The organism is Stenotrophomonas pavanii, from assembly GCF_900101175.1.
Lineage (GTDB): Bacteria > Pseudomonadota > Gammaproteobacteria > Xanthomonadales > Xanthomonadaceae > Stenotrophomonas > Stenotrophomonas pavanii.
In genome coordinates, this window is the sequence record NZ_FNFQ01000002.1 from 387,868 (window position 1) to 402,350 (window position 14,483).

Annotated in this window: 12 protein-coding genes; 2 read left to right on the forward strand and 10 right to left on the reverse strand. The window is 69.4% G+C overall.

Annotated elements, in window-relative coordinates; genetic code table 11:
* Window positions 1-591: 591 nt before the first annotated feature.
* The 10 genes from BLS66_RS05220 to BLS66_RS05265 form a co-directional block, all read right to left on the reverse strand.
* Window positions 592-1,032, reverse strand: a complete 441-nt coding sequence (locus BLS66_RS05220) for an REP-associated tyrosine transposase (protein WP_074725324.1) — start codon at window positions 1,030-1,032, stop codon at window positions 592-594.
* 185 nt (window positions 1,033-1,217) lie between these two features.
* Complete coding sequence (locus tag BLS66_RS05225; protein ID WP_074725325.1) at window positions 1,218-1,976, reverse strand: 2,3-dihydro-2,3-dihydroxybenzoate dehydrogenase; 759 nt, start codon at window positions 1,974-1,976, stop codon at window positions 1,218-1,220.
* Window positions 1,967-5,857 carry an enterobactin synthase subunit F gene (locus tag BLS66_RS05230; RefSeq protein WP_074725326.1) on the reverse strand — a complete coding sequence of 1,297 codons (3,891 nt, stop codon included), beginning with the start codon at window positions 5,855-5,857 and terminating at the stop codon, window positions 1,967-1,969. The genes BLS66_RS05225 and BLS66_RS05230 overlap by 10 nt, the downstream gene beginning before the upstream one ends.
* Entirely contained in the window at window positions 5,854-6,111 is a 258-nt protein-coding gene (locus BLS66_RS05235; RefSeq protein WP_049465419.1) for a phosphopantetheine-binding protein, read from the reverse strand. The genes BLS66_RS05230 and BLS66_RS05235 overlap by 4 nt, the downstream gene beginning before the upstream one ends.
* A complete protein-coding gene (locus tag BLS66_RS05240; RefSeq protein WP_049465418.1) occupies window positions 6,111-6,743 on the reverse strand; it encodes an isochorismatase family protein in 633 nt (210 codons plus the stop codon). Before BLS66_RS05240 ends, BLS66_RS05235 begins: the two co-directional genes overlap by 1 nt.
* Window positions 6,743-8,395, reverse strand: a complete 1,653-nt coding sequence (locus tag BLS66_RS05245) for a (2,3-dihydroxybenzoyl)adenylate synthase (RefSeq protein WP_074725327.1) — start codon at window positions 8,393-8,395, stop codon at window positions 6,743-6,745. Before BLS66_RS05245 ends, BLS66_RS05240 begins: the two co-directional genes overlap by 1 nt.
* On the reverse strand, window positions 8,392-9,585 hold the full coding sequence (locus BLS66_RS05250; RefSeq protein ID WP_074725328.1) for an isochorismate synthase: 1,194 nt from the start codon (window positions 9,583-9,585) through the stop codon (window positions 8,392-8,394). The genes BLS66_RS05245 and BLS66_RS05250 overlap by 4 nt, the downstream gene beginning before the upstream one ends.
* Window positions 9,582-10,778, reverse strand: a complete 1,197-nt coding sequence (locus BLS66_RS05255) for an MFS transporter (protein WP_074725329.1) — start codon at window positions 10,776-10,778, stop codon at window positions 9,582-9,584. Before BLS66_RS05255 ends, BLS66_RS05250 begins: the two co-directional genes overlap by 4 nt.
* A gap of 151 nt (window positions 10,779-10,929) precedes the next feature.
* A complete protein-coding gene (locus tag BLS66_RS05260) occupies window positions 10,930-11,274 on the reverse strand; it encodes a DUF3817 domain-containing protein (RefSeq protein WP_074725330.1) in 345 nt (114 codons plus the stop codon).
* A gap of 92 nt (window positions 11,275-11,366) precedes the next feature.
* The gene (locus tag BLS66_RS05265) at window positions 11,367-12,302 is read right to left on the reverse strand and encodes a TIGR03571 family LLM class oxidoreductase (RefSeq protein ID WP_074725331.1); all 936 of its coding nucleotides are present in this window, start codon (window positions 12,300-12,302) and stop codon (window positions 11,367-11,369) included.
* A gap of 66 nt (window positions 12,303-12,368) precedes the next feature.
* Between BLS66_RS05265 and BLS66_RS05270 the strand changes: the two genes are divergently transcribed.
* Window positions 12,369-12,818 (forward strand): GNAT family N-acetyltransferase, encoded by a 450-nt coding sequence (locus BLS66_RS05270; protein ID WP_074725332.1) that lies wholly within the window; start codon window positions 12,369-12,371, stop codon window positions 12,816-12,818.
* Between the two features lie 97 nt (window positions 12,819-12,915).
* Entirely contained in the window at window positions 12,916-14,442 is a 1,527-nt protein-coding gene (locus tag BLS66_RS05275; RefSeq protein ID WP_074725435.1) for a thioredoxin family protein, read from the forward strand.
* The last annotated feature ends 41 nt before the right edge of the window (window positions 14,443-14,483 follow it).

Consider the following 14,483-nt stretch of genomic DNA (forward strand, 5'->3'; position numbering starts at 1 on the left):
TCTCCGCGCGGGTCATGTGGTTGCCGGCCAGCGGCCGGCACTACCATCGCGGGTACTCTGTGCGCCGGAACGAAATCTGCGCGGCGCTTCGGTTCCGCTGTGGTAGTGCCGGCCGCTGGCCGGCATCACATCCAGGCTGACCACGGCCGAAGCGCGCACGCGGTGCTGAACAGCGAATGGCCGTGCTGAACATTGATTGGTAGTGCCGGCTGCCGGCCGGCAGCCACGCATCTCTGCGCGGGTCATGTGGTTGCCGGCCAGCGGCCGGCACTACCATCGCGGATGCTCTGTGCGCCGGAACGCGATCTGCGCGGCGCTTCGGTTCTGCTGTGGTAGTGCCGGCCGCTGGCCGGCATCACATCCAGGCCGACCACGGCCGAAGCGCGCACGCGGTGCTGAACAGCGAATGTCGGTGCCGAACATTGATTGGTAGTGCCGGCTGCCGGCCGGCAGCCACGCATCTCCGCGCGGGTCATGTGGTTGCCGGCCAGCGGCCGGCACTACCATCGCGGGTACTCTGTGCGCCGGAACGCGATCTGCGCGGCGCTTCGGTTTCGCTGTGGTAGTGCCGGCCGCTGGCCGGCATCACATCTAGGCCGACCACGCATACGGATACTCGCCAATCTGCCCAGCAAGACCGGCGCGCACCGGATTCCCCAGAATGTACAGCGCCTGCCGCGCCAGCGACTCTTCGGTCCTTACTGCATGATCGAAGTAGCCGGGCTGCCACACCGTACTTCGACGGCCCGCCAGGCGATTCAGGGCAAGTGCGCTCGACGATTTCATCCGGCGCGCGACGTCTGGAAGGTGAGCTGCACGCAGCTCGAACATCCAGTGGACGTGATCCGGCATGACAACCCATGCGTGTGACCGTACGAGCCCGCGCTGTTCGATGTAATGGAACTGGTCGACTACACATGCTGCTGCAGCTTCGCTTTCAAAGAGCCGGCGGCGCTGGTGGGTCGTGGTTGTCAGGACATAGGCCTGGCCGATGATCGAGTGACGGCCCAGGCGGAGGCGATGGCTGCTCATGCGCCATGGTGGGTCGATCATTGGGCGTTGGCTGTCAGGCCAAGCCTCAATGGGGGTTGGGAGATGTCTGAAGTTGAATGAGGTTGCCGGCCAGCGGCCGGCACTACCGGGGCTGTGGGTTGCCGGCCAGCGGCCGGCACTACCGGGGCCATGGGTTGCCGGCCAGCGGCCGGCACTACCGGACCTCAGCCGCGCAGGGTGGCGCCGCCGTCCACGTACAGATCGCTCATCGCCACGTGCCCGGCTTGCTCGGAGAGCAGGAACATCACCGAATGGGCGATATCCTCCGGGGTGGCGAGTTTGCGCAGTGGGATGCCGGCCTTGTAGATCTCCGGGCTGCCGGCGATCACCCGCTCGGCACCGTGCTCGTCCTGCCACATGCCGGTCTGCATCGGGGTCAACGTCGAGCCCGGGGCGACGATGTTGCAGCGGATGCCCAGCGGCGCCAGTTCCAGCCCGAGGCAGCGGGTGAACATGGTGGCGGCGGCCTTGGATGCCGCATAGGCGGCCATGCCGTGCCGCGGCACGCCGGCTGCATTCGAGCTGACGGTAACGATCGCGCCCCGCCGGCGCGGCGACATCACCCGCGCCAAGGCACGCCCTACGTGGAACACGCCATCGGCGTTGACCGCGAACACCCGGCGCCAGTCGGCGTCGCCGGTCTCGGCGACGCGGCCCACGTGCAGCACGCCGGCCACGCTGGCGGCCAGCATGATCGGCCCGATGCTGGACTCGACCTGATCCACCAAGGCGTCCACTGCGGCGCTGTTGGTTACATCAAGTGCGAGCGACGTCACCCGGCTATCGGCCACGCGCGGCGCCTCGCGATCAGTCGCCACCACGATGCAACCGGCCTCGACCAACAGCCGTACCAGTGCCTCGCCGATGCCCCCGGCGGCACCGGTCACCAGTGCCACGCGACCTTCAAAACCGGTCAATTGCATGTTGCGGTCTCCTGTTGCTCGTCCCAGTGGCGCAACCGCGCCGACAACCACGGGGCCAGCTGCGCCACCGCGTCGCGGCCGGTCAGCTCGGCATGCAGGAACGGCAGTTCCAGCGCCTGCACCTTGCGTGCGTGCGTCCGCCACAGCGCCGACTGCAGCTGTGGCCGCGCCTGGTGATCCCGGCCCGCGCGGACGTGCACCAGCGTGCCGTCGAACGGTTGGTGGATGTGTTCGCGGATCAGCCGATTGGTACCGGTCACCGCGCGCACCACGCCATCGAGCACCACATCCGGCAGGCTGCCCAGTGCACTACCGCCGCGTCGAAGGAACGCGAGAATGCGTTCACGGCTGTCCAGTTCCGGATGCGCATCCGGATCGTGGCCGGCGATCGCGAGCAGTGCCCGCAGTGCGGCGATGGCATCCGGTTCCGGCTCGGCCCGCCAGCACTCGCTGGGATAGGCATCCAGCAGCACCAGTTCGCCGACGTCGCGGCCGATCTCATGCAGGCGCACCGCCATCGCCTGGGCGAGGATGCCGCCCACCGACCAGCCCAGTAGATGCACCGGCCCCTTCGGCTGCAGTGCGACCACGCGCTGTACGTAGTCGTTGGCCATCGCCTCGATGCTGCTCGGCAGTGGCAGCCGCGCGTCCAGTGCCGGCGACTGCAGGCCATACACCGGGCGGGCGGGTTGCAGTGCCCGGGCCAGGCTGCGGTAGTTCCAGGCGATGCCACCGGCCGGGTGCAGCACGAACAGCGGCGTGGGTCCGGCAGCGTCGGTCGCGGCCAGCGCGATCACCGGCCCCAGTGCGTGATCGGCCAGCGCGGGCGGCTCGGCAATGCGAACCGCCAACGCGGCCACGGTGGGCTGCGCGAACAAGGCGCCCAGGCCCAGGTCGCAGCGCCAGCGCTGCTCGATCGCCAGCAGCAGGTGCACCGCCGACAGCGAGTCACCGCCGAGACTGAAGAAATCCGCATCCACCGCCACCGGCGCTTCACGCCCCAGTGCCTGGGCAAACAGCAACGCCAGTTCCTGTTCCAACGGTGTGCGTGGTGCCAGTCCAGCGACTTCATGCTGCGGGGGCTTCGGCAACGCGTTGCGGTCGAGCTTGCCGTTGGCGGTCACCGGCCAGTGATCCACGCCGACAAACGCCGAGGGCACCATGTAATCCGGCACGCGCGTGGCCAGATGGCTGCGCAGCACTACCGCGTCGGCAAGCGCCTCGGGCACATAGGCCACCAGGCGTGCGTCGCCGGGCGCATCCTCGCGCAGCAGCACTTCTACCCGCTCCATGCCCGGCAGTTCGCGCAGTGCCGCCTCGATCTCGCCCAGCTCGATGCGCAGGCCACGCAGCTTCACCTGGTGGTCGCTGCGGCCCAGGTACTCGACCGCGCCATCGTGGCGCCAGCGCGCGACGTCGCCGGTGCGGTAGATGCGCTCGCCCGCCAGGAAAGGATCTTCAAGGAAGCGCTCGGCGGTAAGATCGGCGCGACCAAGATAGCCGCGTGCCAACTGCACGCCGCCCAGGTAAAGGTCACCGGCCACACCGACCGGCACCGGCTGCATCCGGGCATCCAGCACGTACAGGCGGGTGTTCCAGACCGGGAACCCGATCGGCACCGGCCGCGAGCGATCCTGCGCCGACGCCGGCCAGTAGCTGACATCCACTGCGGCCTCGGTCGGGCCATACAGGTTGTGCAGTTCAGCGTGCACGCGCGCATGGAAGCGGTCGCGCAACGCAGCGTCCAGCGCCTCGCCACTGGTGAATACCCGGCGCAGCTGCAGCCCTGCCGAAGCGGGCGCAGCGAGGAAAGCGTCGAGCATCGACGGCACGAAATGCGCCGTGGTGATGCCATGGCCACGGATCAAGCGTGCCAGTTCAGTGGGATCGCGGTGCGCATCGGGCCCGGCAACCACCAGCGTGGCCCCGCACAGCAACGGCAGGAAGAACTCCCAGACCGAGACATCGAAGGTCGCCGGGGTCTTCTGCAGCACGCGGTCATCGGCGCCGATGCCGTAGTGCTCGCGCATCCACAGCAGGCGGTTGACGATGGCGCGGTGTTCGACGACCACGCCCTTGGGCTCGCCGGTCGAACCGGAGGTGTAGATCACATAGGCCGCATCGCTGGGCGCCGGATCGGCCCACGGCGCGGCGAAGCTCAGCGCGGTCCACTGCTCCGGCGCCAGCACTGGCACGCCGGCCACGCGCGTCGCTACGTCCGCCGCAGCCAGTACACACACCGGCTGTGCCGACGCAAGAATACGCCCCAGCCGCTCGTCGGGATGGGCAAGGTCCAGCGGAAGATAGGCCGCGCCTGCACGCAGCACCGCGACCAGCGCGATCACCAGCTCCAGCGAGCGCGGCAATGCCACCGCCACCACGCTGTCCGGGCCGACATCCATTGCCCGCAGCTGTGCCGCCAGCGCGAAACTGCGCGCTTCCAGCGTCGCGTAATCCAGCGTCGTATCGCCGAACACCAGCGCCGGCGCGTGCGGGTCGCGGTCCATGCCCTGTTGCAGCAGCTCGACCAGGGTGGTCTCCGGCAGCGCGTGCGCAGTGGCATTGAAACCCTGCAGCAGCTGCAGCGCCTCCGCGGGCGTCGCCAGGGGCACGGCGGCGATATCGTCAGCCTGCAATGCCGCCGACACGAAATGCAGCAGCCGCGCCGCGTGCGCCTCGACCTCCTCACGGCTGTACAGCGCGGGATTGGCCTCGATCTCCAGATCGAGAAGGTGCTGGCCATCGCCACGGAAACCCAGCGTCAGGTCATCCACCGGCCCGGTGCACAGCACCTCCAGCGTCGCCTGCACGCCGGTCAGCGCCAGCGGCTTGTAGAACGGCTGCACATTCACCAACGGACCGTGCAGGCGCTGCTGCGCGCCGACCAGGCCCAGGTCCCGGCGCAGCTGCTCACCGCGGTAACGGCCGTGCTTGCGACCCTGGCTGAGCTGCCGGCCCAGGCCGCGGGTGAAGGCCTCGACGCTGCCCTCGCCGGCCGCTACGCGCAGCGGCAACACGTTCATCACCATCGCCGGCACCCGCGCCGACGCGTTGCCGAGCCGCGCCATGTACGGCACGCCCAGCACCACTTCATCGGCAGCGCTCATCCGCCGCAGGTACTCGGCCGCCAGCGCGGCCAGGACATCCGGCCAGGGCTGCAGCCAACGTGCCGACGCCTGCAGCAACGGCTCACGGAAGGCCGCATCGAGCGGCTGCACCCAGCGCAGCGCGTCATCACTGGCCGCGAGCGTGCCGGCCAGGCCTACGCCTGCCGGTGCGCCCTGCATGTGCGCACGCCACCACTGCCCGGCCTGCGCGCGGCGCGGGTCGGCGCGATACGCGGCATCATCGGCCAGCACGCCCGCCAGCCCCGGCAGCGGTTCACCCGTGCGACCGGCGTACAACGCGCACACCCGATCAGTAAACAGCGCCATGCCGTAACCATCGGCCGCCAGATGATGCACGCGCAGGTACCAGACCCAGCGCAGGCCACCCAGATCGAACAGTACCTGCTGGCTGATCCGGTCCCGGGTGGGATCGACCGGGCTCAGCCGGTCGGCGTGCATCAGGTTGCGTGCCGCAGCGGCGGGATCCGCCTCGGTGGACACATCGCGCACCGAAAGCAACGGCACGTGTGCCGGATCATGCCACTGCAGCGGCTGGCCATCGGCGCCCTCGGCAAAGCGCAGCGCGAAGGCCTGGGCCTCGACGGCAGCCTGGTCTGCCGCTGCAACGAATGCGGCCACGTCGAGCGGGCCGTCGATCCACACCGCGTGCGCGGTATTGAACGACGGATTGCCCGGTGCCAGCCGCTGTGCGAACCACAGTCCGGCCTGGGCCTCGGTCAGCGCCACCGGCGTGGCCAGCGCGACGGCGTTCATGCGTGCTGCGCGGCCTGCAGGTGCTGCACCACGCCCCACCACTGGCGCAGCGTGGTGTGCTCGGCCAACTGCGAGAATTCCAGCGGCAGGCCGGTGTTGCCCCAGGCCAGGACCAGGCCGAGCATGCGCATCGAGTCGAGGTCCAGGTCGATCAGGTTGTCGTCGTCACCGATCTCGGCCGGCGTGCACTCCAGCACGCGCGCGACGTCGGCGCGCATCCGCTCCAGATCCAGCACCTCACCGGTGGCCGTCATCACAGCACCTCCAGCAGCTGATCGGTGGTCATCGGCACACCGCAGGTGCGCGCGATCCAGTGCAGCGCCTGATCGTGGTCGGCGCGCGAGAAGTCCGCCACCGCATCGGCGGCGATGAAGGCCTCGATGTCACGCTGGAAGGCCTCGACCACGGTCGCGGTACAGCCGATATGGGCGTACACGCCGGTCACCAGCAGCTGGTCACGCCCACGTACCCGCATCAGCGTCTCCAGGTTGCTGCGCTGGAAGGCGCTATAGCGATGCTTGACCAGCACATGCTCGCCCGGCTGCGGCGCCAGCGCCTCGATGATCGGCTCATGGTCGGCGCTGCGACGCATGCCCGGTCCCCACAGGTCGGCCTGCAGGCCACGGTCACGCCGGTCCTGGTCGCCATGCTGGGCGGTGTAGAACACCGGAATGCCCTGCGCGCGGCAGTGCGCCAGCAGGCGCACGATGTTGTCCACCGCCGGCCGCAAGGGCGTGCTGCCGGCGTCGAATGCCGCCAGGAAGTAGCGTTGCATGTCGTGCACCAGCAAAGCCACACGATCGCGCTGCGGGCGCCACGGGCCACGCGCCTGCGGTAGTTCGGCGGCGGTCGGCAAGGGATAGTCGGTGATACGGGGCAGCGCCATCAGCGCGTTCCTCCTGTCTGTTGCAGATGACGCGCACGCAGTTGCGCGCGCAGTTCGCGGCGGCTGATCTTGCCGACCGCCGTGGTATTGAAACTGTCGACGAACACGATCTGGTCGGGCACCTTGAACGCAGCCAGACCGCGCCCGCGCATCCACGCCTTCAGCGCCGGCGCCTTGAATGGCTCGCCCTGCGGAATCACGAAGGCACAGCTGCGCTCGCCCAGGTACTCATCGGGAATGGAGACCACGGCGGCGTCGAACACGCCGGGGTGGGCCAACAGGTGGTCTTCGATCTCTTCGGCGGAGATCTTCTCGCCCGCGCGGTTGATGTGGTCACCAGCGCGGCCCTGCACCACCAAGTAGCCCCCGGGCAGCTGCTGCACGCGGTCGCCGGTGCGATAGAAGCCGTCGTCGGTGAACGAGCGGGCATTGGCCACCGCATCGTTGTGGTAGCCACGGATCGTGTACGGTCCACGGGTGAGCAGATGCCCCACCTCGCCTTCGGCCACCGGCTGGTCATGGTCATCGACCACGCGCACTTCGTCATCCGGGCTGATCGGCCGGCCCTGGCAGGCCACGATCAGTTCTTCCGGATCATCCAGCCGCGTGTAGTTGACCAGCCCTTCGGCCATGCCGAACACCTGCTGCAGCGTGCAGCCAAGGCCGTCGATCACCCGGCGTGCGGCTTCCGGGACCAGTTTGGCCCCGCCTACCTGCAGTACCTGCAGACTGGACAGGTCATGCCTGCTGCTGGCGGCGGCCTGTGCCCACAGCAACGCCAGCGGCGGCACCAGCCCACAGCAGGTCACCTTCTCGCGGGCGATCAACGGGAAGGCCGCATCCGGACCGGGGCCGGGACTGAGCACCACGCGGGCGCCGGCATACAGCGCGCCGAAGAAGCCGGGCGAGCTCATCGGGAAATTGTGCGCGGCCGGCAGCGCGACCAGATAGACGCTGTCGCGGTTGATGCCGCAGAGGTCATTGCTGGCACGAAACGAGTAGATGTAGTCGTCGTGGGTACGCGGAATCAGCTTGGACAGCCCGGTACTACCACCGGAAATCTGCAGGAACGCCACCGACTGCGGGTCCGGATCGGGCGGCAGCTGGCTGCGGTCACCCTGCAGCGCCTCCAGCGCGAAGAACTCCGCCGCATCGCCGTCGATCACCACATTGCGCACCGCCGGGACCTGGGCCTGTAGTGCCCGCGCCAGCCCGCGATGATCGAAGCCATCGTGCAGGGCCGTGGTGATGTAGGCACTGGCTTCGGCCTTGTTGGCGAAGTGCGCCAGCTCGGTGATGCGGTGCGCCGGCAGCGCGTACACCGGCACCAGGCCGGCCCGGAACAGGCCGCAGACCGTGCTGATGAATCCTGCGGTGTTGCCCAGCTGCACCAGCACCCGTTCGCCTGGCTGCAGGCCGAGCGCCAGCAGGCCGGCACCGATGCGCCCGGCCTCGTGCCACAGCTGCGCGTAGCTCAGGCGAACATCACCGGCGACCACCGCGATGTCGTCGGCATAGCGCTCTGCACGTTCGCGCAGGAACGCCGGGAACGTCTCGCCACGCCAGTGACCGGCTTCGCGATAGCGCGCCACCAGCGCGTCGGGCCACACCTGCTGCAGTGGCAGGCGGGAAAAGTCAGCGGAGGTACTCATGCGGCAGGCTCGTTGGTGGGCGCGGATGCATGGACACCCAGCGCGTTCAACAGGGCAGCGAACTTCGCTGCGGTTTCGGCCACCTCGGCCTCGGGTTGCGACTCGGCGACGATGCCGGCGCCGGCAAACAGGCGCAGCTGCGTGCCCTGCAGGCGCGCGCAGCGGATCGCCACGTACCAGTCGCCGTCACCCTGCGCGTCCAACCAGCCCACGGCGCCGGCATAGAAGCCGCGCGGTACCGGTTCCAGTTCGCAGATGCGCTGCAGCGCCGCCAATCGCGGCGTACCGCAGACGGCCGGCGTGGGATGCAGCTGCGCCAGCAGCGCGGCCGCCGATGTCTGCGGATCCTTCAGGGTGGCATGGATGCGGGTACCCAGATGCCACATGCTGGCGGTGGCATGCAGCGCTGGGCGCGGCTGCGCATCGATGTGGCTGCAGTACGGCGCCAGGCCGTCGACGATGGCCTCGACCACATGGCGGTGCTCGTCGTGGTCCTTGGTCGAGGCCAGCAACGCCTGCGCGGCCCGCTCGTCCTCGGCGGCATCGGTGCTGCGCCGCGCGGAGCCCGCCAGCGGGTGCGACAACAGCTCGGCGCCACGCTTGCGCAGCAGCAGTTCCGGCGTCGCGCCCACCAGCCAGGCGGGCGCCTGCCCCGGCGCCACCGGCAACGGCACCGCGTAGGTCGCCACCGAAGGATCCGCGCCCAGGCGTGCCAGCAGCACCTCGGGGGAAAGTGACTGCCGCGTGCGTGCCAGCAGGCTGCGCGCCAGCACCACCTTCTGCAGGTCCAGTCCGGGCGCGCGCAGTACCTGCACCGCAGCCGCCACCAACGCCGCGTATGCCTCGGGCGCGGGCTCGGCCTGCAGGGCACCCTCCAGCGCCGGCGCGGCCTGCGGCGGCAACGGCAGGGCTGGCAGCAGGCGCTCGGGCTGGTACAGCGCGTCGTCGGCACGCGGTTCGAATGGCACCGCACCGACCAGCAGGCCCGGGCCGCCACGCTGCTGCGCGAAGAAAGCCGAAACGCGCTCTGCGAGCGTCGCCAGTGCACCGGCCGGCAGCGTGGCGCGGCAACCGCGTGCGTGCACGTGCTGGCCGGCGTGCTGCAGCAGGAACAGCGACGCGTCGTCGGTGCCTTCCTGCGGCGCGGGCGCAGCCTCCGGCCACGTGCCCTGGATCAGGGAATCGTTCATGGGGTCTCCTTCATCCGATGCACTGCAGCCAGCGCGCACAGCAACAGCAGCAACGCGCCGACCAGCAGATATGGCAGGCTGGGCCCGCCGCGATACAACAGCGTGCCGAGCATCGGCCCGGCCACCATGCCCAGCCCCTGCGCGGCAGCGACCGTGCCTGCCGCAGCGCCCTGCTCATGCGCTTCCACCGCGTCGGCGGCCAGCGCCTGGAACGAGGGGAACACGAAGCCCATGCCGAACGCGGCCAGCGCATAGGCCGCCGGCAACTGCCAGCCCTGCTGCACGCCCGCCACCGAAGCAAAGCCCATGCCGGAAATCAGCGCGCCGAGGACGATCCAGCGGCGTGGATGGACCTCCAGCTTCATCACCAGCGCCTGCGCCAGGATCAGGCCGACGCCAACGGCGGTGAGTGCAATGCCTGCCATGCGTGCACCCGCAGCCGCATCCAGGCCCAGCCGATCAATCGCGAAGAAGCCGACGGTGACCTGCGCGATGGTGACCGAGACCATGGCGATGAACGCCGCCAGCTGCGGCAGGCGCAGGCGCGGGTCGAGCCGGCTCATCGGCGCGCGGCGCTGCAGGGAAGCACCTACCACCGGCGGCGTCGCTGGCAGCCGCCAGGCCAGCAATGCCAGTGCCAGCAACGGCAGCAACGCGGCCACGTACAGCGCCAGCGAAAGGTTGGTATAGGCAAGCCAGCCGGCAGCGGCCGGGCCGAGCACCATGCCCAGTGCATTGGCGCTGCCCAGGCGGGCGAGGAATTTCGCACGTTGGCCGGTCGGTGCCTTGTCGGCAATCAGTGCCGCTGCGGTAGGCGGCACCGCCGCGTAGAACAGGCCGATCAGGCCTCGCGCACCGACCAGCACCAGCACCGATACCAGTACCGGCGGCACCGCCTGCAGGGCAACATCGATGAACACCGCCAGCGCGATGTAGACCACGGTGTAGGCGCTCATCGCCAGTGTCAGCACGCGCTTGCGGCCGATGCGGTCGCTGAGCTGGCCCCAGGGGCGCGCGGCCAGCATCCACAACACGCCCGCGGCGGTGACCGACAGTCCGGCATGCCACTCGGACAAGCCGAGTAGGCGGACCACCGGACCGATCACGGCGACGAAGGACATCATCGCCATGGTGCCGATCAGGGCAGCCACTACCAGCGCCGGCAAGCCGGGAACGACGGGACGTGCGTGCATGGAACACCAGCCGTAACAGGAAGGGATCGGCGGGCGCACGTGCGCCCCGCCCGGCACCGGCCCTGCTCAGGTCCGGATGCCACCCTTAAATGATAACGGCTCGTATTTGCATTTGATACCCATTCTCTTGAATGGGCGTGCAACGCGGGCTTCAGCGGCCGGAGCGTAGGTCCAGCAGGCCACGGCGCTTGAACCACCACTCCAGCGGCAGCGTCACCAGCGGCGGGATGGCTGCCAGCAGCGCCAACGCACTGGCCCACCACGGCCAGCGCAGGCGCAGCGCCGCAAACAAGGTCACCGCCACATAGACCAGGAACGCTACGCCGTGCAGGGGTCCGAACAGTTTCACCAGTGCCACGTTGGCGATCGGGCCGTACTTGATCCACATGCCGATGAGCAGGCCGGCCCAGGTCACGGCCTCGATGAAAGCGACCGCGGCGAACAGGCGTCCGCTCGGGTGTAGGGGGGAACGGGGGGTGACGCGAAGCTCCGGCATCGGGGTATCAAATGCGAATGATACGCAGATGCGAACCGCATATGGAGTCGAGCCGTGTTCGACTGCTGGAGCGTGTCCACCAAGGTGGACACCTACCGAAGCGTGTATGGCAGAACGTGCTCACCGATCTCGCGCAGCACCGCATCCATCGGCCTCCCGTTGTCGACCAGGTTGAACATCACGTGCGCCACGCCCTGCGCATGCACGCGCAACAGATAGTCACGCAGGCCATCGCGGCCGACCTTCAGGCCCAGCGGCAGCGACTCGGCGGGCGCCTGCGGATCGGCCTGCAGGTCCAGCAGCATCGACTGCACGAACGGCTTGCCTGGCCCACCGCGCTGCATCAGCGCCTGCTGCCACAGGCCGATCCGCCCCTCCTGCGCAGCTTCCTCGCGGTGATAGGTGGCCCAGCCCTCGGCCTCACGCGCGATCCACTGCAGGCTCTGCCGCGCCGTGCCCACCACCAGCATCGGAATGCGCGTGGCAGGCGCCGGCAGCACGTCGAAGCCACCCGTGGCCTGCAGTACGGCGGTCCGCTCATCGGCCTCCGGTGACAGCGCCGCGCGCAACAAGGTCCAACGATCACGGAACGTCGCCGCCCTGCCCTCCAGGTCCTCACCGAAGGCGGCGAACTCTTCCGGGCGGTCGCCCGAACCCAGGCCCAGCACGAACCGCCCGTCACTGATCCGGTCCAGGCTCAGTGCAGACTTCGCCACCTGCAACGGCTGGCGCAACGGCAGCACGATGGCGGCGCTGCCGACCACGATGCGCCCGGTCGCGGCGGCCAGCATGCCCAGCCACAGGAAGGGATCGTCCAGCGCACTTGCTGTCGCGTCTGGTCCCTGAGGCACCATCAACGGCACATCGCGCGCCCACAACGCGGCAAAACCAAGATCGTCGGCCAGCCGCGCAATGCGCCGCGCCGCGCCCGGATCGGCCAGCCCGTGCGCCGCAACGGGCGTCATCAGGCCCAGGCTCAATCCCTGTTGCGGAAACAACGAAGCGTAGGCGGCATTGAATTCACTCATGCGACCAGCTTAGCGTGCAGGCACCGGGCGACGATGACACGCCACGCACCACAGGAAGAACGCTGCATGCCGAGGATCCGCCCCGCCCACATTGATGACCTGCCCGCGATCAGCGCGGTATGCCTGGCCGCATTCACTGCGGCGGTCGCGCCTTCGCTCAGCGCGGCCGGCATCGCCACCTTCGGCAGTGTCGCCGCCGCCGACGCGTTCGCTGTCCGCCTGCAGGGCGACAACCACATCCTGGTGGCCGAGCAGGACGACCGCATCGTCGGCGTGGTCGAGCTGAAGGAAGGCCGCCACCTGGCGATGCTGTTCGTCGATCCCGGCTGCCAGGGCCAGGGCATCGGCCATGCCCTGTTCGAAGCCGTGCTGCCGCACCTGCGCACACCGCTGCTGACCGTGCGCGCCTCGCTCAACGCAGTGCCTACCTACCTGCGCTATGGCTTCGAGCTGGACGGTGATGTCGGCGAGTTCAACGGGCTGGTGTACCAGCAGATGGGGCGGGCAGCCGCCTGAGGGCAGCGGGTGTCATGCCCCGCTGCACGGCCGATATAAGCAAACTGAATCAGCACACTCCCCGGCCATTCCTACAATGGCCTGTCCCCCCTTCGAGATGCCGCCGATGCGCGTCGCGCTTTCCGTGTTGCTGCTGGCTTCGGCGCTGAGCGCCTGCACCCCGGCCCCGGTGTCCACCGCCAGCTCCGCCGAGGCGCCCGCGCCCGCGCCGGCGTCCGCCATCGCCTGGCGCCAGGGCGATGTGGACGATGCCTTCGCCGAGGCCGCCGACAGCGGCAAGCCGGTGCTGCTGTACTGGGGCGCGGTCTGGTGCCCACCGTGCAACCAGCTCAAGGCCGGCCTGTTCAAGGACCCGGCCTTCATCGCGCTGACCGGCAAGTTCGTGCCGGTTTACCTGGATGGCGATGAGGAAGGTGCGCAGGCCTGGGGCGAACGCTTCGGGGTGCGCGGCTATCCGACCCTGATCGTGCTGGACCCGCAGCGCAATGAACTGACCCGCGTGGCCGGCGGCAACGACGCGGCCGAACTGACCCGTGCGCTGACCGTCGCGGCCGGGCGCCGCAGCGCCATCGCCGCCACCCTGGCAACGGCACTGGCCACGCCGGACAAGCTGGCCGCCGAAGACTGGCAGGTGCTGGGCGACTACGGCTGGGAAGTCGACGCCAACCGCCTGGCCGGCGAGCGCAAGAGCCAGGACGTGCTGCGCCAGCTGTCCAAGGCCGCACCCGACGCGGCGCTGCAACGCCGCTTCGCCCTGCTGGCCCTGGCCACCGCCGACACGCCCGCCAGCTCGCCCACCGAGGTGCGTGAGCTGCTGCAGGCCGTGCTGGCGCAACCTGCCGAAGTCCGTCGTAACCGCGAACTGCTGGGCTACGCGGGCGCGACGCTGGTCAAGCAGGCCAGCGCCGGCCCGGCCACCAGCAACACGCTGGGGCAGCAGCTGCTGGTCGCGCTGGAGCGCGCTGATGCCGAACGCGGCGACCGCGCCGACGACGCATTGTCGCGCGCACTGACAGAAGTATCGCTGGCCCGCCAGCAGCAGCCGAAGGGCGCACTGCCCGCGGCGCTGGTTGAGCGGGTCAAGCAGCGGGTGGCCGCTGCCGATGCGGCCGCCACCGATGCGCACGCACGCCAGGCGACGATCAGCAGCGCGGCGTACGCATTGCGCCAGGTCGGCGACGACGCGGGCGCCGAGGCGCTGTTGCTGGCCGAGCTGAAGCGCAGCGAGCAGCCGTACTACTACATGCCCGAACTGGCCGAGCTGGCCGAACAGCGCGGCGATACCGCCGGTGCACTAGAGTGGTTGAAGCGCGCCTACGACGGTGCACAGGGCCCGGCCACCCGCGTGCAGTGGGGCGTGCTGTACGTGGAAGGGCTGCTGAAGCTGGCACCGGACGACGCACCGCGCATCGAGCAGGCCACCGCCTCGCTGATCGCCGAACTGGAGGCGCAGCCATCGGGGTACCACCAGCGCACCCGCCAGCGCTTCGAGCGCCTGGCCGGGCAGTTGAAGGCCTGGAGCGGCAAGCACCAGGGCACGGAGACGCTGGCACGGTTGCAGCAGCGGATGCAGCAGGCATGCGGCGATCAGGCCGACAGTGGGTGCAGGGATTGGCTGAGTTGAAGTAGTTAAAGGTAGTGCCGGCCGCTGGCCGGCAATCGGGG